Genomic DNA, 21,171 nt, shown 5'->3' on the forward strand with positions numbered 1-21,171 from the left:
ACTGGGCACGCTGGGGCCGGGTTGGGGTCAGGCCCCGGGGACGAACTCCCCGTAGCCCGCCGCGCGCAGCCCTTCCCGCAGCTTCTCCGCGTTAGCGTCGAGGCGCTCCGGATCCGGGTTCTGGTCCACGGCGCCGAAGTCGTAGTCGGCCATGGAGTTGGACGGCCAGACGTGGACGTGCAGGTGGTTGATTTCGTACCCGGCGATGGTCAGGCCGGCGCGGGCGGACCCGAAGACGTCCACCTGGGCGGCGCCGATTTTCCGCGCCACCTCCATGACGCGGGCCAGCGTCTCGGGCGACGCTTCGGTCCAGCGGTCCACCTCCTCGACCGGCACCACCAGGGTGTGCCCGTCGGCAAGCGGGCCCACGGTTAGGAAGGCGACGACGTCGTCCTCGCGCCAGACGAAGCGGCCGGGAATCTCGCCGTTGATGATCTTGGTGAACAGGGTGCTCATGCGTCCGCCTTCTCTGCCGGGGTTCCGAGGGTGGAGGCGTCAAGGACGAAGCGGTACTTCACGTCGCCGGCAACCATCCGGTCATAGGCCTCATTGAGCTGGTCCGCGCCGACGAGTTCGATGTCGGAGACCACGCCGTGCTCGGCGCAGAAGTCCAGCATTTCCTGGGTCTCCTCGATCCCGCCGATCAACGATCCGGCGTAGGCGATCCGGCGGCGGATCAGCGAGCCTGGATTAACCGGCGGCATCGCCTCGGACGGCAGGCCGAGTTGGAAGAGTGCGCCGTCAACGCGCAGCGTGCGGAAGTACGGGTTGAGGTCGTGCGGGGCGGCGACGGTGTCGATGATGACGTCGAGGCTGCGGTCAGCGGCTTCCATGGCGGCCGGATCGGTGGAGAGGACCACGTGGTCGGCGCCGAGTTCACGCGCGGCGGCGAACTTCCGCTCCGACGTCGTAAAGACGGTCACCTCGGCGCCCATCGCCTTGGCGATCTTGACGGCCATGTGGCCGAGGCCGCCGAGGCCCACGACGCCGACGGCGTCGCCCTCCTCGACCTCGAAGTGGTTCAGCGGGGAGAACGTGGTGATGCCGGCGCACAGCAGGGGCGCGGCAGCGGCCGGGTCGAGGCCTTCGGGGATGCGCAGCACGTAGTTGCGGTCCACCACGATCGAGGTGGCGTAGCCGCCCTGGGTGACGGCGCCGTCGTTGCGGGCATCCTTGGCGCCATAGGTGCCGGTCATGCCCTTTTCGCAGTACTGCTCGAGGCCGTCGAGGCAGCTCTCGCATTCGCGGCAGGAGTCGACCATGCAGCCCACGCCCACGCGCTCACCGACGGTGAAGTCGTCGACGGCGGAGCCCACGCGGGTGACCCGGCCGACGATCTCGTGGCCCGGAATCAGCGGGTAGGTGTTTCCGCCCCATTCCCCGCGGCTGGCGTGGACGTCGGAGTGGCAGAGGCCGCAGAACTCGACGGCGATCTCGACGTCGTCGGCCTTGGGGGCGCGCCGGGCGACGGTCAGCGGCACCAGGCCGCTGTCCGGGGCGGTGGCACCGTAGGCGGCAGCGAGGGTGGGGCCGGCGGCGTCGGTGAGGTCGGGAAGGGGCTTGGCGAGGGGCGGCGGTACGGGGCGTCCTGGAGTCATGGTTCGACGCTACCCCCGGGGTTGGTTTCCGTGCCACTTGGGGGTCCTTGCCCGTCTCGCCGCTGACCGTTCAGTCCGTGAAGCCGACCGGCTTTCCGGCTGCACGGGCGTAGGCGATTTCGCCGGCCGTGGATTCGCCGATGTAACCGCCGGGGTTCACCACCAGGATGCGGTCGGCGACGTCGATCTTGCGGCGGTGCACTGCGCCGAGGGTTGATTTCTGTTCGTTGGTGAGCTCTTCTCGTGCCTCGGCCGGCGCGAGGACAATGGCACCCGCGAGGGTTAACTTGAGGTTGGCCGCGCGCATCTCCGCCACGAAGCGGGCCGAGCCGCAGAGGCAAACGATCTCCGGTCGATCTGGCACGGCCGTGTCCCTTCGCGTTGGTGGGGTGGGCGTCACTGCCGCTGCGCGCGACGGCGTCCGCTGACGAGACTACGTCACAGGCGTGCCGGTTTGATGCCAGACTCTCCCGGCGGCCACTTGGGGTGTGCACGGACCAAGCCGGGTGGGCGTCGGCTGATTCTTCCTTGGTTTCCCCATCCCGACGCGCCACATTCTTGGGCCGCCGTCCCTTCCATCCTTTAATGTCAGACCCCTCCGATTGAATGGAGTCATGGAAGGCAGTCGGAAGCTTTTCGAGAATGTGGTCGGTGCGGACCCGGTGGTGGGCGACGCGGCGGCGATCGTCGATGAGCTCCGGGCGCTGGAGGACCGGAAATCGGCGATCGCGGCCAGGCAGGCCAGGCTGGCCGTGGCGCTGGACTTGGTCCGGCGGCGGGAACAAGCCGCTCTCGGCATGCCCGCGGACCAGCTTGGCGCAGGCGTCGGGGCGGAGGTCGCGTTGGCGCGGCGGGAATCCCCGGCCAAAGGCTCCCGCCTCCTGGGCCTGGCGCGGGCACTGGTGACGGAGATGCCGCACACCCTCGCCGCCCTCGACACCGGGCGCCTGAACGAATGGCGCGCCACGCTCCTGGTCCGCGAAACGGCCTGCCTGGACGCCTCCGATAGGGCCGCCGTGGACGAGGAACTCGCCGCCGACACCGGCACCTTCGACGGCGCCGGAGACCGGGCCATCATCTCCGCAGCCAAAGCCGCCGCCTACCGGCACGACCCACGCTCCGTCACCCAACGCGCAGCGCACGCCGAAACCGAACGCAGTGTCAGCCTCCGCCCGGCACCGGACACCATGTGCTACCTCACCGCCCTGCTCCCCGTCGCCGCAGGAGTCGCCGCCTACGCGGCCCTGACCCGGCACGCCGACACCGCCCGCGCCACCGGAGACCCACGCTCCCGCGCCCAGTCAATGGCCGATGCCGTGGTCGAACGGGTCACCGGCACGCCGGGCGGGATCACCGGCATTGAAGTTCAGCTCGTCATGACCGACCGGACCCTCCTCGCCGGGGACAGTGAACCCGCGAGGCTCGCCGGCTACGGTGTCGTCCCGGCCGGGTGGGCCAGGAAACTCGTGGCCGGCAAGCGTGACGACACAGAATTCACAACCTGGGTCCGCCGGCTGTACACCGCGCCCGGCACCGGCGAACTGATCGGCATGGACGCCCGGGCCCGGCTCTTCCCGGCCGGGCTGCGCCGGTTCATCGAGGCCCGGGACACCACCTGCCGGACCCCGTACTGCGACGCCCCCATCCGGCACCTGGACCACGTCCTCCCCTGGCACCGGGACGGAGAAACCACAGCAGCCAACGGCGCCGGACTCTGCGAGGCCTGCAATCACACCAAAGAAGCCCCCGGCTGGACCGCCCAGCCCATCGACAGCCCACGCGGGACGATCCGCCACACCCTCGAACTCAGCACCCCCACCGGCCATACATACACGTCCACAGCGCCACCGCTACCCGGATGTGGTCCGGGGACGGATGTTTCACAGCCCAAAGAGTCGAACTCGAGGAGGACTACCAGGAAGCTCAGGCACCGGCAGCGATTGCGCCACCGGCGGGGAGTCGCCACGAGGGGTCAGCCCAATGAGCAGCTCGTCGCCTGAAGTTGGGGCGTCGGCCGGGCGCCCCATGTGCAAGCAAACGTGGCCGTCGTACTCCTGCGCCGCGATGGCCGCCCGGACTTTCAGTGCTGTCGGGGTAAACCGGTCAGTCCTTGGCGCCCTGGTGCGTACCGTCCGGCTCGGCGCCGGTGACCACGAGGTTTCCGGGGTTGTTGGACCATTCGGAGAACGACCCCGGATACAGCGCCGCCCGGTACCCTGCGATCTCCAGCGCCGCGACCTCGTGGGCTGCCGTCACGCCGGAGCCGCAATACACTGCGGTCTGGACGCCCTCGTTGACGCCGAGCTCCGAGAACCGCCGGCGCAGGGCATCCGCCGGAAGGAACCGACCGTCGGGGCCGAGGTTGTTCGAGGTCGGAGCGCTGACGGCTCCGGGGATGTGTCCGGCCCGCGGATCCACCGGCTCGATTTCGCCCCGGTACCGCTCGCCGGCCCGCGCATCCAGCAGCAGCCCCGAGCCGGACCAGGCGCCGGCGCCGGCGGCATCGACGACGGGCATTCCCCCCTCGGTCAGCACGACGTCGCCCGGCTCCGCAGTCACGTCCCCGCTCTCGACGTCGAACCCCGCCTCCAGCCAGACGGCCAGGCCGCCGTCGAGCAGTCGGACCGAGGAAACGCCCGCATTGCGCAGCATCCACCAGACCCGGGCGGCGGCCATGTTGCCACTATTGTCGTACGCGACCACGGTGTCACCCTCGCGGATTCCCCACGCGCGGGCGGAGGCCTGGAACTGCTCCAGCGGGGGCAGCGGGTGCCGTCCCCGGGTGGGGTCCTCGTGGGGGGCCGCCAGCTCGGTAGCGAGGTCGACGAAGACGGCGCCGGGCAGGTGCGATTCCAAGTAATGATCCCGTCCGTGCGGGTCCCCCAGGGCCCAGCGCACGTCCAGCAGCACCGTCCGCGTGCCCGCATCCAACCGGTCCTTGAGTTCGGCAACAGTCATCAGAGTCTCCATCCCGCCACCCTATCCGGCACACGACCCCGGGTAGGCTGTAGCGGTGATCACCGCGCGCCATCAAGACCGGGACTGGGCCGACGAGGCCATCCGCCGAATCAACGCGGAAAACAACCGGTCCGCCGACACCCACCTCTACTCGGTGCCCCTGCCCGAGCACTGGGGCGTCAAATTGTATTTGAAGGACGAATCCACGCACCGCACCGGCAGCCTCAAGCACCGGCTGGCGCGGTCCCTGTTCCTCTTCGGCCTGGTCAACGGCTGGATCCGGGAGGGCACCACCATCGTCGAGGCTTCCAGCGGCAGCACCGCCGTCTCCGAGGCCTACTTCGCGCAGCTGCTGGGCCTGCCCTTCATCGCGGTCATGACCCGGACCACCAGCCGGGAAAAGATCGCCCTGATCGAACAGTTCGGCGGCACCTGCCACCTCGTGGACCACGCGTCGGAGGTCTACGCCGCGGCCGAGGAACTGGCGGCCAGCACCGGCGGCCACTACATGGACCAGTTCACCTACGCGGAGCGGGCCACCGACTGGCGCGGCAACAACAACATCGCCGAATCGATCTTCGGCCAACTGGCCCTCGAGGAGCACCCGGTCCCCCGCTGGATCGTCGTGGGCGCCGGCACGGGTGGCACCAGCGCCACGATCGGCCGTTACCTGCGCTACCAGCGGCACGCGACCCGGCTCGCCGTCGTCGACCCTGAGAACTCCGCCTTCTTCACGGGCTGGCAGGAACACCGCGACGGCGGCAACTGCGCGGACGTCACCGGCCTGCCCTCCCGGATCGAGGGCATCGGCCGGCCGCGGCTGGAACCCAGCTTCGTCCCCGCCGTCATCGACCACATGATCACAGTCCCGGACGCCGCCTCGGTGGCCGCCATGCGCCACCTCCGCGACGTCGCCGGACTGCACGCCGGCCCGTCCACCGGCACCAACCTCTGGGGCGTGTGGCAGCTGGTGGCGCAGATGATCGCCGACGGCGAGACGGGCAGCATCGTGTCCCTCATGTGCGACGGCGGCGACCGCTACTCCGGCAACTACTACGACGACGGATGGCTCCAGGCGCAGGGCCTGGACCCCGCGCCGCACGAGACCACGCTCCGGTCCTTCTTCGAGACCGGGACCTGGCCCGCCTAAACCTCCACGGAATCGCCGCTGGACAGGTGCCGGTACTCGGTGCCGTAGCGGGCGCCGATCCGGGTCACGTGCGCCTCGACCAGACCCACGCCCAACTCGTTGAGCAGCCCGTCGTGGACCGGGAAGGCCCGGGGCGCCCGCACACTGATCACGAAGTCCACCACCTCGCCGATCTTGTTCCACGGCGCATGGATAGGCACCAGCAGCGTGCCGACCTCAATCCCGTCCGGCACTGCGAAGGAATCCCCCGGGTGGTACACGTTCGCGTCGATCAGGTAGCCGATGTTGGCCACCACCGGAATCTGGGGATGAATCAGGGCGTGCTGGCCGCCGAAGCAGCGCACCGCGAAGCCCGCCACCTCAAGCTCATCACCCTCGGCGGCGGTGTGGATCCGGCCGGAGGCCGCCGGCGCCTTGTCCCGCAGCGTGGCGGCCACCCCCTCCGGCGCGTAGAGCTGCAGCTCATCGTCGACCAGCAGCGCCGCGGTGACGGCGTCGACGTCGATGTGGTCGCCGTGCTCATGGGTGATCAGCACCGCGTCGGCACCGGCGAGCGCGACGTCTGTCTCGGAAAAGGTGCCGGGGTCCAGCACCAGGACCTTGCCGTCCTTCTCGAGCCGGACACAGGCGTGGGTGAATTTCTTCAGCTTCATCCGGCCAGCCTAGGACCCCCGTCGGAGCGGTGTCCACGGCCCGGCTGGTAATCTGGAACCCCTCTCATCCGGCAGCACCCCCGAGCAGCGAAGCGAGTTCCCATGTCCCACGGCGCCACCACCGACGGACGGCCGGCCGCCGCGCCGTCCGGCGGCAAGGACCAGCCCGCGGGCAGGGAGCAGCGGGTGACCAAGCAGCGTCTCGCGGTCAGCGCCGCGCTGGATGAACTCGCCGACTTCGTCAGCACCCAGGAACTGCACCGCATCCTTCAGGAACGCGGCACCTCCGTCTCACTCGCCACCTCCTACCGGATCCTGCAGTCGCTCGCCGACGAGGGCCTGGTGGATGTGCTGCGGAACGCCGACGGCGAGGTGGTGTACCGCCGCTGCGCCGTCACCGGACACCACCACCACCTGCTCTGCCGGAACTGCGGCAAAGCCGTGGAAGTCGAGGCGCCCGCCGTGGAGGCCTGGGCCGCCCGGATCGCCGCCGAGCACGGTTTTACCGCGGTGGAGCACACGGTCGAGATCTTCGGCCTCTGCCCGGAGTGCACCGCCCTGCAGGCCAGCGCCTAGCCGGGCCGTTCGCTCAGTCCTGTTTGAACCGGATCTGGCCCAGGTCGTTGGTGAGTACCAGTTCCCCTGCATCCAGCCGGTAGACGGCCGGATGCTGAAAGTAGTCGCTGGTCCAGCTCCGGTGTTCTCCCTCTGGTCCGGCGCAGCCATCCGCCGATTCCGCCATGCTGGCAGGATCAGGGACCAGTCCGAAGTCGTCTACCGAGACCGGAACGTTGAGCACGCCGCAGGGCATCCGGATCACCAGGGTGGTGGCCGCGCCCACCTGGTCAAAGCTCATCCGCAGCGGGGAGGATGCCAGCCACGACATGTTCTTGCCGCGCGCATAGCCCGCTGTCGAGGTGTAGGAGTGGCAGGCAAGCGAGGCGGCGGTACACGCGGCGGGCGGTGTTGGCGTCAGTGACGGCCGAACGGTGCCGCTCGGCGTGAACTTTGGGTTTGTTCCGGGTCCGATGGGATTGGCCCCGCCGCTGGGCCGGTTCTTCGGCTCTCCTATGGCCAGGGTCCAACGCTCGTCGCTCCACGAGATCATGTAGCGGACCGACGCGGAGTCGCCGACATGCCGGGCGGTGACGTTGGCTACTTCCGGGAAATCGTTGCTGATTCCCAGCTGCCAGGAGCCGGCAGCCCACCCCCGGGTGGAGTCAACGAGCTGCTGCGCCTCGGGAGCGGCATTGCTGACCGCCGGGCTGGCCAGCGCCGCCACGCGCTCCGCGGATCCGGACACGGCCGCGTCCATAACACTTCGGGCGAATGCCTCCCGGGTGGACAGATCCGGTTGCCTCGGCTCGGCGCCGCAGGCCGCGGCAGAGCCAAGGACCGATAACACCAGCGCCAGCACACCAACGAAACGCAAACGCTGTCCCGACCTCAGATCCCCCATTCCAGAACTCTAAGGCCCTCAACCGCGGATTGGATGACGGCCGGGCGGCTTTTTTAGTGACTATCCGCCTACGCGGCCACGGGACTGGTCCGGCCGTTGAGGCCGCGCCGGGTGCGGACGCCGCCGATGATCCGGCAGACCACATAGATCAGGAAGGACAGCGTGGTCACGTACGGGCTGATGGGAAGCCGGCCGCCCAGTGCCAGCAGGATCCCGCCGACCGTGGCGGACACGGCGAAGAGCACGCTCAGCAGCACCACCAGGCGAGGCGAGGATGTGACCCGCAAGGCCGCGGCCGCCGGCGTGATCAGCAGTGCCAGCACCAGCAGCGCCCCCACGATCTGGATGGACAGGGCCACGCTGACGCCCAGGAGCACTATGAACCCCAGGGCCAGCCCGCGCACCGGGACACCGCGGGCGGCTGCCACCTTGGGATCGACGCTGGCGAAGGTGAGCGGCCGCCAGATGGCGATGAGCGCCAGCATCACCACGACGGCGGCGCCGGCGAGGACCTGTAGTTGGACCGTTCCCACCGAAACGATCTGCCCGGTGAGGAGGCCGAACTTGTTCGCGGCGCGGCCCTCGTACAGGGAAAGGAACAGGATGCCCAAGCCCAGGCCGAAGGGCATGAGCACGCCGATGGTCGAGTTCTTGTCCCGCGCCCGGACCCCCATCACGCCGAGGATCAGGGCCGCCACCACCGAGCCGGCGAGCGAGCCGGCCACCACGTCCGCGCCAACCAGCAGCGCGAAGGCGGCGCCGGCGAAGGAGAGTTCGGAGATGCCGTGCACGGCGAAAGCGAGGTCCCGCTTCATCACGAACGTGCCCACCAGGCCGCCCAGCAGGCCGAGGACCGCCCCGGCCCAGAGCGAGTTCTGCACCAGGGCCAGAAGCTCGCCGTAGTTCTCGAAGTTGAAGATGGCGTGCAGTACGGCGTCGAAGTCCACTTAACCCACCTCTCCGGCCACGGCGTGCGCGTCCTCGTGGTGGTGGGTGGTGGCGTCCGGCAGGCCCACCACAATCAGCCGGCCGTTGGCGCGGATCACCTCGACATGGCTGCCGTAGAGGTCGGAGAGCACCTCGGTGGTCATCACTTCCTCGGGCGTTCCCACCCGGAAGCGGCCGCCGGCCAGGTAGAGCACCCGGTCCACGTAGTCCATGATCGGGTTGATTTCGTGGGTCACGAACACTACGGCGCTGTTTTGCTCGTGGCATTGCCGGTTGATCAGGGAGCTGACCGCCTGCTGGTGGTTCAGGTCCAGGGACAGCAGCGGCTCGTCGCAGAGCAGCACGCCCGGATCGGTGGCGAGGGCCTGGGCCACCCGCAGCCGCTGCTGCTCGCCGCCGGAAAGCTGGCCGACGGGCACCTTGGCATACTCCTGCGCGCCCACCTCGGCCAGCAGGTCATCGATCCGGCGGTTGACCTTGCCGCCGCCGACGCGGATGCCCCAGCGGTGGCCGTCGACGCCGAGGCCCACCAGGTCGCGGGCCCGCAGCGGGGTGTCCGGGTCGAAGGACTCCTGCTGCGGGACGTAGCCGATCCGCCGGTTCCCCCGCGCGATCGGCTGCCCGTCGAGGGTGCCGGTGCCGGCGCTCAGTTCCTGCAGGCCCAGCAGCACCTTGAGGAAACTCGTCTTGCCGCTGCCGTTGGGCCCCAGGACGGCGAAGAACTCCCCCGGCATGATGTCCAGGTCCAGGTTCTCCCAGAGGACGCGGTTCCCGAACCGCAGGGAGGCGCCACGCAGGCTTACGACGGGTGTCAACTCGGGGATCCTCAATTTCTGTCGGGCCGAACGGCCGCGTCTGATGGGATGATTCTAGGTCCGCTAGCCCCGGCCGAGGGCCTTGGCGAGCGAGTCGATGTTGCCGGACATCCACTGGAGGTACGTTTTGCCCTCGGGCAGCGTCTCGCCGAAGTCCACCACCGGAACACCGGCCGCGGTGGCGGCGTCCTTGAGCGCGATAGTCTGCGGCCCCTCGGTTTGCGGGTTGTACGCCAGCAGGCGGATGGAACCCGATTTCACGAGGTCAACGGCGGAGCGCAGCACGGCCGGGGGCACGTCGGCGCCGTCCTCGATCGCCGCGGTGTACTCCTCCGGCGTCCGGTTCTGCAGGCCGGCGGCCTCAAGCAGGTAGAGCGGCACAGGCTCGGTGACGGCGACGCCGGCGTTCCCCTCGGTGGCCTTGAGCGCGGCCAGCCGCGTGTCCAGGCCGGCGAGGTCCTTCTTCAGGGCCGCCGCGTTCGCCTTGAAGGCATCCGCGGAGGAGGGTTCCAGGGCCGCCAGCTTGTCGGCAAGGGCGTCGGCGAAGGTGCTCATGCCTGACATGCTGTACCAGACGTGCTCGTTGAAGGACGAGGCATCCCCGGTCTTGAGGCCCGAGGCGTCCGAGGCGTTCAGCAGATTCTTCTCCCCCAGGCCGGCGTCCCCGGCCAGCTTGTGCAAGAAGTCGTCGTAGCCGCCGCCGTTTTCGACCACCAGCTCGGCCTTCGAGACGGTCAGCTTGTCCTGGGTCGTCGCCTCATAGGAGTGCGGGTCCTGGCTGGTCCGGTTGATGATCGAGGTGACGCGGACCTTGTCTCCGCCCACAGACTTGACCAGATCCCCGTACACGCTGGTGGAGGCGACGACGTCGACCACGCCGTCGCCGGCACCCGCACGGTCTGCACCGGAACCGGTGCCGCAGGCGGTCAGCAGCAGGCTGCTGATGCCTGCGAGGAGAAGGACGGTGGCGGAACGGCGCACGGGAAGCCTCGAATCGTTTATTGAGAAGCGTTAGCAATAAAACGAGTCTAAACCTAAATAGGAATCATTCCTATTTAGGGTCAGACCCGCGCGCCGCTACTCCTGTCCGAGCCTCCGGTAGCCGGTGGCCTGGGTGGCGTCCCGGATCTCGCCGACCAGCAGTTCGATGACGTCCTCGAGGAACAGCACACCCTGGGTGTGGCCATCCGCGCCGATGACGCGGGCCAGGTGCGAGCCCGTGCGCTGCATGACGGACATGGCCTTCTCGATCTCGTCCCCCACGGCCAGGTTCGCGAGGGACCGGATCCGGCTCTCGGCGATCGGGTGGTGGTAGCGGGACTCCGGGATGGAAAGCACGTCCTTGATGTGTAGGTAGCCGGAGAGCATCCCCTCGTCATCCAGCATCGGAAAGCGGGAGAACCCGGTCCGGCTCACTGCCTTCTCGAACTCCTCCGGGGTGGTGGCGTCCTTGAGCATCACCAGCCGCTCCAGCGGCACCATCACCTCGGCCGCGGTGTGCTCGGAGAACTCCAGCGCACCGGTGATCAGCCCGGCGTCGTCCACTACCAGCCCGTGCCGGGTGGATTCCTGGACGATCGACTGGACCTCCTCCAGGGTGAAGGAGGAGCTCACCTCATCCTTGGGCTCAATCCGCATGAGCTTCAGGATGTGGTTGGCGGACCAGTTCAGCGCCACGATCGCCGGCTTCACGCCGCGGGCGATCAGCATCAGCGGCGGCGCCAGCAGCAGGGCCGCCTTGTCCGCCACGGAGACGGAGATGTTCTTGGGAACCATCTCGCCGAACGTCACGTGCAGGAACGTCACCGCCAGCAGTGCGATCGCGAACGCGACGACGTCGGCCATCTCCACCGGGATACCCACGCCCTCCAGCGGAACCGCCAGGAGGTGGTGGATGGCCGGCTCGGCCACCTGCAGGATCAGCAGGGAGCAGACGGTGATGCCGAGCTGCGCGCAGGCCAGCATGAGGGAGACGTTCTCCATGGCCCGCAGCGTGGTCTGCGCACGCTTGGATCCGGCCTCGGCGAGCGGTTCGATCTGGCTGCGCCGGGCCGACATGATGGCGAATTCCGCGGCGACAAAGAAGGCGTTGCCGAGCAGCAGCACGGCCAGCCACAGGATTCCTACCCAGTCGCTCATGCCGCACCTGCCTTCCCGGCATCGATGCGCCCATTGTCCGGGCCGCCGCCGTGATCAGGCGGTGCAGGCTTGAAGCAGATCCGGTCGATCCGGCGTCCGTCCATGCGCGTGACGCTGAGGGTGCCGCCGACGACGTCGACCGTGTCACCCACCGCCGCGATCCGGCCCAGCTGGCTCATGACGTAGCCGCCCACGGTCTCGTACGTTGACTCGTCCGGGACGGTGAGTCCGGGAATCTGCTCGGAGAGTTCGTCCGGGCGCAGGAGCCCGGGGAAGTACCAGTCACCGGAGGCGCTCTGCAGCAGGCCGGGACGGACCTTGTCGTGCTCGTCCGCCACCTCGCCCACGATTTCCTCCACGAGGTCCTCGAGGGTGGCGATGCCGGCGGTTCCGCCGTATTCGTCCAGCACGACGGCCAGTTGGAGGTTGCCCTCGCGCAGTTCGGCCAGCAGCCCGTCCAGGTGGATGGTCTCCGGCACCCGGAGGACCTCGGTCATGATGGCTCCGGCCTCGAGGTTGGCGCGGCGGTCCGCCGGGACGGCGATCGCCTTCTTGATGTGCACCACGCCGCGGATGTCGTCGGAGGATTCACCGATCACCGGGAACCGGGAGTAACCGGTGCGCTTGGCGGCCTCGACAATGTCGGAGACCGGCTGGTGGCTGTCGATGGTTTCGACCCGGATGCGCGGGGTCATCACGTCGGCCGCGGTGCGTCCGGAGAAGTTCAGCGTCCGCGACACGAAGTTCGCGGTCCCCTCGTCCAGGGTGCCCATGGCGGCGGAGCGGCGGACCAGCGAGGCGAGCTCGGCGGGCGTCCGGGCCCCGGAGATCTCCTCCTTGGCCTCCAGGCCGAAGAGGTGCAGGACCTTGTTGGAGAAGCCGTTGAGCAGCACGATGGCCGGCTTGAAGATGGCGGTGAACACCAGCTGCGGCCGGGCGAGAGCCTTGCCGACCTGGAAGGACAACGCGATGGCCGCGTTCTTGGGCACCAGCTCGCCGATCAGCATCGAGAGCAGGGTCGCCAGGATCATCGCCACGATCAGGGACACCGACGTCGCGGCAGCCTCCGCCAGGCCGAGGGCAGCGAGCGGGCCCTCCAGCAGGCGGCCCACCGAGGGCTCCATGACGTAGCCGGTCAGCAGCGTGGTCAGGGTGATGCCCAGCTGGCAGCTGGAGAGCTGGGTGGAGAGGGACTTCAGGCATTTGAGCAGCGGCGCGGCCGCCGTGTCGCCGTTGTCCACGGCGCGTTGCACCGTCGCCTGGTCGAGCGCGACCAGGGAGAACTCGACAGCCACGAAGAAACCGGTGCCGAGGATGAGCAGGAAACCTGCTCCAAGCAGTAGCCATTCCATTTAGCGGCCCGCTTCGCGGGGCTGGAGGCCGGGCCGGGGGAAACGTCCCGGCGGAGGATGGTCAGCGGACGCCGACCCTGTTTCCTGGAAGACACTCCGGCCGGCGAAGGACGCGTGCCGGGCGGCGGGAGTGTGATGGGCGCGTGAACGGGGTTTGCCGGCTCTGTGGGTGGACTGGGCGGGAACGGCGTGCGTTCCGCGCTGACAGCCCCCAGGCCGGCACCTAGATTTACTGTCCATAAGACTTTCAGTCTACAGGAGCACCATTCCCCGCCACCGGGGTGTTTCCCGCCGCCCGGGCGCCGCTACCAGCTCTGCGGGACCGGGCGGCCTTCCTCGTATCCGGCGGCGGACTGCAGGCCCACCACCGCCCGCTCGCGGAAGGCGGCCAGGTCCGTGGCGCCGGCGTAGGTCATGGAGCTGCGCAGGCCGGCGGTGATCATGTCCAGCAGGTCTTCCACGCCCGGGCGCGCCGCGTCCAGGTACATCCGCGAGGTGGAGATGCCCTCCTCGAAGAGCGCCTTGCGGTCCTTGTCGAAGGCGCCCTCGCGCTGGTTGCGGTTCTGCACCGCCCGCGCCGAGGCCATGCCGAAGCTTTCCTTGTACTGGCGGCCGTTGGCGTCCAGCTGCAGGTCGCCCGGGCTCTCATGGGTGCCGGCGAACCAGGAACCGATCATCACCTGGCTGGCCCCGGCGGCCAGCGCCAGGGCCACGTCGCGCGGGTAGCGGATGCCGCCGTCGGCCCAGACGCGGCCGCCCGCGGCCCGGGCCGCAGCGGAGCATTCGAGGACGGCGGAGAACTGCGGGCGCCCGACGGCGGTCATCATGCGGGTGGTGCACATGGCCCCGGGGCCGACGCCCACCTTCACGATGTCCGCGCCGGCGGCGATCAGTTCGCGGGTCGCCTCGGCGGTGACCACGTTGCCGGCCACGACGGGGACGCCGGGGTTGAGGCCCTTGACGGCGGCCAGTGCGTCGAACATCTTCTGCTGGTGGCCGTGGGCGGTGTCCAGGACCAGGACGTCGACGCCGGCGGCGAGCAGTTCGGCGGCACGGCCGGCCACGTCCCCGTTGATGCCGACGGCGGCAGCCACCTTGAGGGATCCCCCGGCGTCCAGCGAGGGACGGTACAGCGTGGAACGCAGCGCACCCTTGCGGGTCAGGACGCCGGCCAGCACGCCGTCGCGCTGGACCGGGGCGAAGTCCGTGCCCGCGGCATCCATCGCCTCGAAGGCCCGGCGCAGCGCCTGGCCCGAATCCTCCCCGGCGGCGTCGAGGTCGGCGGCGTCGAACACCAGCGGCTGGTGGCGCATCACGGAGCCCAACGACGCGAAGCGGTCCTGGCCCTCGAAGTCCGCGGCGCGGACAACGCCGGCGACAGCACCGGCGTCGTCCACCACGACGGCGGCGCCGTGCGGACGCTTCCCGATCAGGTGCAGGGCATCGATCACGGTGTCCGTGGTGCTCAGCCGCACCGGAGTCTCGAAGACCGCGTGCCGGGACTTGACCCAGGAAGCAACGTCCCGCAGCACCTCCAGCGGGACGTCCTGCGGCAGGACGGCCAGGCCGCCGCGACGGGCCATGGTCTCGGCCATCCGCTTGCCGGTCACGGCCGTCATGTTGGCCACCACCAGCGGAATCGTCGAGCCGGTGCCGTCGTCCGCGGCGAGATCGACATCCAGCCGGGACGTGACCTCCGACCGGGACGGGACCAGGAAGAGGTCCGAGTAGGTCAGGTCGGTGCTGGGCTCACTGAGGAAACGCACGGTTGCTCCTTGCCGGAAAAGGGGTTCTCCGAACGATTCTAGGCGAGCCCTGCGACACTCCGGCGGCCGCCCCGAACCCGCTATTCCCGGCCCGCTACGGCCAGGCAATGATTTGAGTCACGCTTATTGGCGGATTCGCGCGGGTCGTCACTAGACTGGCAAAGGTCTGGGTTCACTGGACGCGGAGAACTGGTTCGATTGACGTGCTGCGGCACCGTGGAAACCAGCGGGAATCAAACTCATGGAAGAGGCGTATTTCAAGTGCCAGAGCAGCCAAGCCACCGTCTACCCGAGGAATTTGGCGGAAACGAGTGGCTCGTTGACGAACTGTACGAGCGGTACCAGCAGGACAAGAACACGGTAGACGCCAAGTGGTGGCCCCTGTTCGAGTCCTTCGAAGCCAGCGACGGTTCCTCGACCAACGGCGCGACGGCTCCGGCCGCAGCCCACCCCACCACCCGCGAACTCCCTGTCGTGGCGCCCGCCGCCCCGGCCCAGGCAGCCCCTGCCGCCCAGGCCCCCGCGGCTCCCGCCGCCCCGGCTGCAGCACCCGCCGCTGCCGCCCCGGCCCCCGCCGCCCCGAAGGCTCCTGCCACCGTGGCCCGCGACGGCGCGAAGACGGCCGAGCCCGGTGCCGGCACCCAGCCCATCCCGGCCCAGCTCCCCAAGAACGTCAAGGCACCGACCGCCCCCGAAGAGGACGTCGTCTCCGTCCTCCGCGGCCCGGCGAAGGCCATCGCCGCCAACATGGTCACCAGCCTCGAGATTCCCACCGCCACCAGCGTCCGCGCCATCCCCGCCAAGCTGCTGATCGACAACCGCGTCGTGATCAACTCCAACCTGGCCCGAGCCCGCGGCGGCAAGGTTTCCTTCACCCACCTGATCGGCTACGCCGTCATCCGGGCCCTCGCCCAGTTCCCCTCCATGAACGTCTACTACGACGTCGTCGACGGCAAGCCCTCCGCGGTGCAGCCGGCGCACGTGAACTTCGGCATCGCGATCGACATGCCCAAGCCGGACGGCACCCGCCTTCTCATGGTCCCGAACATCAAGAAGGCGGAGACGCTCAACTTCTCCGAGTTCTGGCACACCTACGAGGACCTGATCAAGCGCGCCCGCAACGGCAAGCTGACCGCCGACGACCACGCAGGCACCACCGTTTCGCTCACCAACCCGGGCGGCATCGGCACCGTGCATTCGGTCCCCCGCCTCTCCAAGGGCCAGGCCGCGATCATCGGCGTCGGCGCGCTGGATTACCCGGCCGAATTCCAGGGCGCCAGCGAGAAGATCATCGCCCAGAACGCCATCAGCAAGGTCCTGACCCTGACCTCCACCTATGACCACCGCGTCATCCAGGGTGCCGGCAGCGGCGAGTTCCTGAAGCTGGTCCACCAGCTGCTCCTCGGCGCGCAGGGCTTCTACGACGAGATCTTCGAATCCCTCCGCATCCCCTACGAGCCCGTGCGGTGGAGCCCGGACCTGCAGGTGGACCCGGCCGACGAGATCAACAAGGTCGCCCGGATCCAGCAGCTGATCCACTCCTACCGCGTCCGCGGCCACCTGATGGCAGACACCGACCCGCTCGAGTACGTCCAGCGCAAGCACCCGGACCTCGACGTCCTGACCTACGGCCTGACCCTCTGGGACCTGGACCGCGAGTGGCCCACCGGCGGCTTCGGCGGCAAACCGATGCTGAAGTTCCGGGACATCCTAGGCGTGCTCCGTGACGCCTACTGCCGCACCACCGGCATCGAGTACATGCACATCCAGGACCCGGCCGAGCGCAAGTGGTTCCAGGACCAGCTGGAGCACCCGTACTCCAAGCCGAGCCGCGACGAGCAGCTCCGCATCGTCTCCCGGCTCAACGCCGCCGAGGCCTTTGAGACCTTCCTGCAGACCAAGTTCGTCGGCCAGAAGCGCTTCTCCCTCGAGGGCGGCGAGTCGCTGATCCCGCTGCTGGACGCCATCATCTCCGACGCCGCCGACGACGGCCTCGACGAGGTTGCGATCGGCATGGCCCACCGCGGCCGCCTGAACGTGCTGACCAACATCGCCGGCAAGACCTACGCCCAGGTCTTCCGCGAGTTCGAGGGCACCCAGGATCCCCGCTCCGTGCAGGGCTCCGGCGACGTGAAGTACCACCTCGGCACCGAGGGCACCTTCACCTCGGACAACGGCAAGCAGACCAAGGTCTACCTCGCCGCCAACCCCTCGCACCTCGAGGCCGTGGACTCCGTGCTCGAGGGCATCGTCCGCGCCAAGCAGGACCGCCTGGACCAGGGCGAGACCTTCCCCGTGCTGCCGATCATGGTCCACGGCGACGCGGCCTTCGCCGGCCAGGGCGTCGTCGCGGAGACCCTGAACCTCTCCCAGCTGCGCGGCTACCGCACCGGCGGCACCATCCACGTGGTGGTCAACAACCAGGTCGGCTTCACCACCGCGCCGTCCTCCTCGCGGTCCTCCACCTACTCCACCGACGTCGCCAAGATGATCCAGGCGCCCGTGTTCCACGTGAACGGCGACGACCCGGAGGCCGTGGTCCGCATCGGCCAGCTGGCCTACGAGTTCCGCCAGCGGTTCCACAAGGACGTCGTCATCGACATGGTCTGCTACCGCCGGCGCGGCCACAACGAGGGCGACGACCCCTCGATGACCCAGCCGCTGATGTACAACCTGATCGAGGCCAAGCGCTCGGTCCGCAAGCTCTACACCGAGTCCCTGATCGGCCGCGGCGACATCACCGAGGAAGAGGCGGAGCAGCTGCTGCGCGACTACCAGGAACGCCTGGAGCGGGTTTTCGCCGAGACCCACGCCGCGCAGACCTCGCCGATCCCGGTCATCACCGCGGACACCGGCGCCGTCTCCGACCTGGAGCTGCCCTCGGCCCAGCAGTCCGACACCGGCTCCGGAGCCCCCGAGTCCACCGCGATCTCCGCGGAGACCCTGGCCCGGATCGGCAAGGCCCACATCGAATACCCCGAGGGCTTCACCGTCCACGCCAAGCTCAAGCAGCTGCTGGAGAAGCGTGAAGTGATGTCCCGTGAGGGCGGCATCGACTGGGGCTTCGGCGAACTGGCTGCCTTCGGCTCGCTGACCATGGAGGGCGTCCCGGTCCGGCTCGCCGGCCAGGACTCCCGCCGCGGCACCTTCGTGCAGCGCCACGCAGTCTTCCACGACCGCGCCAACGGCGACGAGTGGACGCCGCTGGCCAACCTCACCGAGGACCAGGCCAAGCTCTGGATCTACGACTCCCTGCTCTCGGAATACGCGGCCATGGGCTTCGAATACGGCTACTCGGTGGAGCGCCCCGACGCACTCGTGCTCTGGGAGGCCCAGTTCGGCGACTTCGTCAACGGTGCGCAGACCATCATCGACGAGTTCATCTCCTCCGCCGAGCAGAAGTGGGGCCAGCGGTCCTCGCTGGTGCTGATGCTCCCGCACGGCTACGAGGGCCAGGGCCCGGACCACTCCTCGGCCCGGATCGAGCGTTTCCTGCAGCTCTGCGCCGAGGAAAACATGATCGTGGCCAACCCCACGACCCCGGCCTCGCACTTCCACCTGCTGCGCCGCCAGGCCTACAGCCGTCCGCGGAAGCCGCTGATCATCTTCACCCCGAAGCAGCTGCTGCGCCTCAAGGCGGCGGCGTCCTCGGTGGAGGACTTCACCTCGGGCGCCTTCCGCCCGGTCATCCCGGAGCACGAGCAGCTGCAGGCGGACGCCGTCGAGCGCGTGCTGCTGGTCTCCGGCCGGCTCTACTACGACCTGCTGTCCACGCGGCAGAAGACCGGGGACACCACGACGGCGATCGTCCGCGTCGAGCAGCTCTACCCGCTGCCCGCCGAGGAGATCGCGGCCGAACTGGCCAAGTACCCGAACGCCGAGGTTGTCTGGGCCCAGGACGAGCCCGCGAACCAGGGTCCGTGGCCGTTCATCGGCCTGAACCTGCCGGACGCCCTCGACCGCCGCGTGCGCCTCGTCTCCCGCCCCGCCTCCGCCTCCACGGCGGCCGGGTCGATGAAGCGCCACGCCGCCGAGCAGGACACCTTGCTCAAGCAGGCATTCGCACGTAAGTAGCACCGGGCTGCCCGGCCGGAAGTGGACCACCACGAACCGGCCGGGCAGCGTCGTTTAAACCAGCAGCCGGGTCCGTGGGCAGCGTCCCGGGTCGGGGCGCAGGGAGTGAAGAGGTAGACGTGGAAGATCGTAAGCTGCGGATCGCAGCCGTGGGAGATGAACTGCTGGCCGGCATGGGCGATCCCCGCGCCCTGGGCTGGCTGGGCCGGGTCCTGGCGCGCACGCCGCAGGACGGCCTCAGCCTCGAAAGCTACCCGCTGCCCTGCCCCCAGGAGGGCACCGAAGGCCTGGCCGAGCGCTGGCTGGAGGAAGCCGGCCGCCGCTTCTCCCCGCAGAGCGAGAACCGGCTCGTCATCGGCCTCTCCGGACGGGACATCGAATTTGGCCTCTCCACCGCCCGCAGCCGGCTCAACCTCGCCAACATCCTGGATTCGGCCTCGCAGAACAAGATCGAAGTCTTCGTGGTGGGGCCGCCGCCCACCCTCGACCCGGCCCAGAACCGCCGGCTTGGGGACCTGAACACCGCGTTCGCCGACGTCACCACCCGCCGCAAGCACCTCTACGTGGACACCTTCTCCCCGCTGCTCAACCACGAGCAGTGGCGCCAGGACCTGGCCGCGAACGGCGGGACCCCGGGGCAGGCCGGTTACGGCCTGATGGCCTGGCTGGTGCTGCACCGCGGCTGGTTCCAGTGGCTGGGCATCGCCACCCCGGAATAGGACGCGATATATCTTGACCCCTGCCTTCCCTGGCGGTAGCGTGGTGCCATCAACGCGATATATCGCATCCTGCAGCCGAAGAGGAAACCATGGAAGAGAACTCATGGACCGTCACCGGTCCCCGGACCATCGACGTCGACGGCGTCCGTTCGCTCAAACTCGGCATCGTCCGGGGCCGCTTCGACATCGTCAGCCATGACGAGGACGTGGCCCGGATCGAAGTCTCCGCGATTGACGGCGACCCGCTGGCCATCAGCCTGACAGACGGCCGGCTGGAGATCCGGCACCAGCTGCACGGACCGCAGGGCTGGTTCAAGAACCTCATGGGGACGGTCAACAACAGCTCCACCAACTCGGTGGTCATCAGCATCGCCCTGCCCGCCGGCGTCGACGTCGAGGCGGGCACGGTCAGCGGCGACGGCATGGTCTCCGGGCTGACCGGCCACACCCGGCTCAACACCGTCTCCGGCTCCGTCCTGGCCGATGGTACCGAGGGCGAGCTCGGGGTCAACACGGTCAGCGGCGAGGTCATCGCCCGCAACCACCGCGGGGTCCTCACCGCCAAGAGCGTCTCCGGCGAAGTCACCGCCTCCGGCGACTTCAGCAACATCCGCGCCAATACCGTCAGCGGCGACCTCAGCTTCGACCTCTTCGGCTTCACCCAGGACTTCGGCGCCAACTCCGTCTCCGGCGATGTCACGGTCCGGCTCCCCCACGACGTCGGCGTGGACATCATCGCCAAGTCCGCCAGCGGCGCCGTCGTCATCGACAACCAGCAGTACACCCAGCCCGGCGGCAGCGTGCAGACCATCGCCGGCCCGGACGCGAAGCTGATGCTGGTACGGACGAACTCGGTCTCCGGCAAGACCGCGCTCTTCCACCGCCAGCCGGAACCGGGCAGCGAAGCGGGCCTCTGATGCCACCCGTCTTCGCCCACGGCGCGCTCCGGCTCTACCTGCTGGCCCTGCTCGAATCGGGCCCCAAGCATGGCTACGAGCTGATCAAGGCCCTCAGTGACCGCTTTGGCGGCACCTACTCCCCCAGCGCCGGGACGATTTACCCCCGGCTGGGCAAACTCGAGGAAGAGGGGCTGGTGGCCACCAGCACCGAGGGCCGGCGTACGAACTACAGCATCACCGACGCGGGCCGGGTGGAGCTGGACCGACGGCGGGACGAACTCGCCGCGGTGGAAAGCGACATCTCCGCCTCCGTCCGGCGCCTCGCCGACAAGCTGCGCGACGACATCCGGAGCAACATGCAGGGCCTGCGGGCCGACCTGGCCGCGACCGCCGAGGCGGCCCGCGGCGCGGCCCGGGCCGGCACGGCGACGCGCTACTCGCGGGAGGGCGACCTTCGGCTGCGCGAGGCCGAAATGTTGGTGCAGTCCTTCCGCGACGACATCCGGGTGGAACTGCGGCGGCACGCCGGGCAGGAACCCGTCAGCCCGGTCACCCTGGAGACCGTCAGGACGGTTCTGGACCAGGCCCGGATCTCCATCCGGAACTCCCTGGACGGGTGACCGTCCAACCCTGGCGGCAAC

Annotated in this window: 19 protein-coding genes; 7 read left to right on the top strand and 12 right to left on the bottom strand. The window is 69.1% G+C overall.

Features of this window, described 5'->3' with window-relative positions; all coding sequences use genetic code 11:
• Nucleotides 1–27: 27 nt before the first annotated feature.
• The 3 genes from AB0O44_RS15915 to AB0O44_RS15925 all read right to left on the bottom strand — a co-directional run bounded on the left by AB0O44_RS15915 (nt 28) and on the right by AB0O44_RS15925 (nt 1,962).
• Nucleotides 28–456 (bottom strand): HIT family protein, encoded by a 429-nt coding sequence (locus AB0O44_RS15915; protein WP_364139020.1) that lies wholly within the window; start codon nt 454–456, stop codon nt 28–30.
• Nucleotides 453–1,598 carry an NAD(P)-dependent alcohol dehydrogenase gene (locus AB0O44_RS15920; RefSeq protein ID WP_290257369.1) on the bottom strand — a complete coding sequence of 382 codons (1,146 nt, stop codon included), beginning with the start codon at nt 1,596–1,598 and terminating at the stop codon, nt 453–455. Before AB0O44_RS15920 ends, AB0O44_RS15915 begins: the two co-directional genes overlap by 4 nt.
• Before the next feature lie 70 nt (nt 1,599–1,668).
• Entirely contained in the window at nt 1,669–1,962 is a 294-nt protein-coding gene (locus AB0O44_RS15925; protein WP_290257368.1) for a hypothetical protein, read from the bottom strand.
• Nucleotides 1,963–2,212: 250 nt separating this feature from the next.
• On the opposite strand from AB0O44_RS15925, the gene AB0O44_RS15930 reads away from it, so the two are divergent.
• Nucleotides 2,213–3,598, top strand: coding sequence for a DUF222 domain-containing protein (locus tag AB0O44_RS15930; RefSeq protein ID WP_364139022.1), 1,386 nt, complete (start codon nt 2,213–2,215; stop codon nt 3,596–3,598).
• Between the two features lie 103 nt (nt 3,599–3,701).
• Here AB0O44_RS15930 and AB0O44_RS15935 read toward each other — a convergent pair whose 3' ends face one another.
• Nucleotides 3,702–4,568: a sulfurtransferase gene (locus AB0O44_RS15935; protein ID WP_364139024.1), complete on the bottom strand. Its 867-nt coding sequence runs from the start codon at nt 4,566–4,568 to the stop codon at nt 3,702–3,704.
• Nucleotides 4,569–4,611: 43 nt separating this feature from the next.
• Between AB0O44_RS15935 and AB0O44_RS15940 the strand changes: the two genes are divergently transcribed.
• On the top strand, nt 4,612–5,706 hold the full coding sequence (locus tag AB0O44_RS15940; RefSeq protein ID WP_364139026.1) for a PLP-dependent cysteine synthase family protein: 1,095 nt from the start codon (nt 4,612–4,614) through the stop codon (nt 5,704–5,706).
• Here the strand turns inward: AB0O44_RS15940 and AB0O44_RS15945 are convergent.
• The gene (locus tag AB0O44_RS15945; protein ID WP_364139027.1) at nt 5,703–6,359 is read right to left on the bottom strand and encodes an MBL fold metallo-hydrolase; all 657 of its coding nucleotides are present in this window, start codon (nt 6,357–6,359) and stop codon (nt 5,703–5,705) included. The two genes, AB0O44_RS15940 and AB0O44_RS15945, sit on opposite strands and share 4 nt — an antisense overlap.
• A 102-nt stretch (nt 6,360–6,461) precedes the next feature.
• Here AB0O44_RS15945 and AB0O44_RS15950 point away from each other — a divergent pair, with 102 nt between their 5' ends.
• Entirely contained in the window at nt 6,462–6,935 is a 474-nt protein-coding gene (locus AB0O44_RS15950) for a Fur family transcriptional regulator (RefSeq protein ID WP_364139029.1), read from the top strand.
• Nucleotides 6,936–6,948: 13 nt separating this feature from the next.
• On the opposite strand, the gene AB0O44_RS15955 is transcribed toward AB0O44_RS15950, so the two are convergent.
• The 7 genes from AB0O44_RS15955 to AB0O44_RS15985 all read right to left on the bottom strand — a co-directional run bounded on the left by AB0O44_RS15955 (nt 6,949) and on the right by AB0O44_RS15985 (nt 14,838).
• On the bottom strand, nt 6,949–7,818 hold the full coding sequence (locus AB0O44_RS15955; protein ID WP_364139031.1) for a hypothetical protein: 870 nt from the start codon (nt 7,816–7,818) through the stop codon (nt 6,949–6,951).
• Between the two features lie 68 nt (nt 7,819–7,886).
• A complete protein-coding gene (locus AB0O44_RS15960) occupies nt 7,887–8,765 on the bottom strand; it encodes a metal ABC transporter permease (protein WP_364139032.1) in 879 nt (292 codons plus the stop codon).
• On the bottom strand, nt 8,766–9,581 hold the full coding sequence (locus AB0O44_RS15965) for a metal ABC transporter ATP-binding protein (protein ID WP_364139033.1): 816 nt from the start codon (nt 9,579–9,581) through the stop codon (nt 8,766–8,768).
• Nucleotides 9,582–9,644: 63 nt separating this feature from the next.
• A complete protein-coding gene (locus tag AB0O44_RS15970) occupies nt 9,645–10,562 on the bottom strand; it encodes a zinc ABC transporter substrate-binding protein (protein ID WP_364139034.1) in 918 nt (305 codons plus the stop codon).
• Nucleotides 10,563–10,658: 96 nt separating this feature from the next.
• Entirely contained in the window at nt 10,659–11,720 is a 1,062-nt protein-coding gene (locus AB0O44_RS15975; protein WP_364139036.1) for a hemolysin family protein, read from the bottom strand.
• Nucleotides 11,717–13,072: a hemolysin family protein gene (locus tag AB0O44_RS15980; RefSeq protein WP_290257356.1), complete on the bottom strand. Its 1,356-nt coding sequence runs from the start codon at nt 13,070–13,072 to the stop codon at nt 11,717–11,719. The genes AB0O44_RS15975 and AB0O44_RS15980 overlap by 4 nt, the downstream gene beginning before the upstream one ends.
• A 305-nt stretch (nt 13,073–13,377) precedes the next feature.
• Entirely contained in the window at nt 13,378–14,838 is a 1,461-nt protein-coding gene (locus AB0O44_RS15985; protein WP_290257355.1) for a GuaB1 family IMP dehydrogenase-related protein, read from the bottom strand.
• A gap of 261 nt (nt 14,839–15,099) precedes the next feature.
• Between AB0O44_RS15985 and AB0O44_RS15990 the strand changes: the two genes are divergently transcribed.
• The 4 genes from AB0O44_RS15990 (at nt 15,100) to AB0O44_RS16005 (ending at nt 21,150) form a co-directional block, all read left to right on the top strand.
• Nucleotides 15,100–18,912: a multifunctional oxoglutarate decarboxylase/oxoglutarate dehydrogenase thiamine pyrophosphate-binding subunit/dihydrolipoyllysine-residue succinyltransferase subunit gene (locus AB0O44_RS15990; RefSeq protein ID WP_364139038.1), complete on the top strand. Its 3,813-nt coding sequence runs from the start codon at nt 15,100–15,102 to the stop codon at nt 18,910–18,912.
• Nucleotides 18,913–19,031: 119 nt separating this feature from the next.
• Nucleotides 19,032–19,631: a GDSL-type esterase/lipase family protein gene (locus AB0O44_RS15995; RefSeq protein WP_364139039.1), complete on the top strand. Its 600-nt coding sequence runs from the start codon at nt 19,032–19,034 to the stop codon at nt 19,629–19,631.
• Between the two features lie 89 nt (nt 19,632–19,720).
• A complete protein-coding gene (locus AB0O44_RS16000; RefSeq protein ID WP_364139041.1) occupies nt 19,721–20,548 on the top strand; it encodes a DUF4097 family beta strand repeat-containing protein in 828 nt (275 codons plus the stop codon).
• On the top strand, nt 20,548–21,150 hold the full coding sequence (locus tag AB0O44_RS16005) for a PadR family transcriptional regulator (protein WP_364139043.1): 603 nt from the start codon (nt 20,548–20,550) through the stop codon (nt 21,148–21,150). The genes AB0O44_RS16000 and AB0O44_RS16005 overlap by 1 nt, the downstream gene beginning before the upstream one ends.
• The last annotated feature ends 21 nt before the right edge of the window (nt 21,151–21,171 follow it).

Origin of the sequence: Arthrobacter sp. NPDC080082, assembly GCF_040686595.1 — a bacterium.
In the GTDB taxonomy this organism is placed as follows: Bacteria; Actinomycetota; Actinomycetes; order Actinomycetales; family Micrococcaceae; genus Arthrobacter.

Coding starts and splice junctions, on each gene's coding strand:
- AB0O44_RS15915 (WP_364139020.1), bottom strand. CDS start 456: ATGAGCACCCTGTTCACCAAGATCATCAACGGCGAGATTCCCGGCCGC.
- AB0O44_RS15980 (WP_290257356.1), bottom strand. CDS start 13,072: ATGGAATGGCTACTGCTTGGAGCAGGTTTCCTGCTCATCCTCGGCACC.
- AB0O44_RS15975 (WP_364139036.1), bottom strand. CDS start 11,720: ATGAGCGACTGGGTAGGAATCCTGTGGCTGGCCGTGCTGCTGCTCGGC.
- AB0O44_RS15920 (WP_290257369.1), bottom strand. CDS start 1,598: ATGACTCCAGGACGCCCCGTACCGCCGCCCCTCGCCAAGCCCCTTCCC.
- AB0O44_RS15955 (WP_364139031.1), bottom strand. CDS start 7,818: ATGGGGGATCTGAGGTCGGGACAGCGTTTGCGTTTCGTTGGTGTGCTG.
- AB0O44_RS16000 (WP_364139041.1), top strand. CDS start 19,721: ATGGAAGAGAACTCATGGACCGTCACCGGTCCCCGGACCATCGACGTC.
- AB0O44_RS15930 (WP_364139022.1), top strand. CDS start 2,213: ATGGAAGGCAGTCGGAAGCTTTTCGAGAATGTGGTCGGTGCGGACCCG.
- AB0O44_RS15935 (WP_364139024.1), bottom strand. CDS start 4,568: ATGGAGACTCTGATGACTGTTGCCGAACTCAAGGACCGGTTGGATGCG.
- AB0O44_RS15950 (WP_364139029.1), top strand. CDS start 6,462: ATGTCCCACGGCGCCACCACCGACGGACGGCCGGCCGCCGCGCCGTCC.
- AB0O44_RS16005 (WP_364139043.1), top strand. CDS start 20,548: ATGCCACCCGTCTTCGCCCACGGCGCGCTCCGGCTCTACCTGCTGGCC.
- AB0O44_RS15945 (WP_364139027.1), bottom strand. CDS start 6,359: ATGAAGCTGAAGAAATTCACCCACGCCTGTGTCCGGCTCGAGAAGGAC.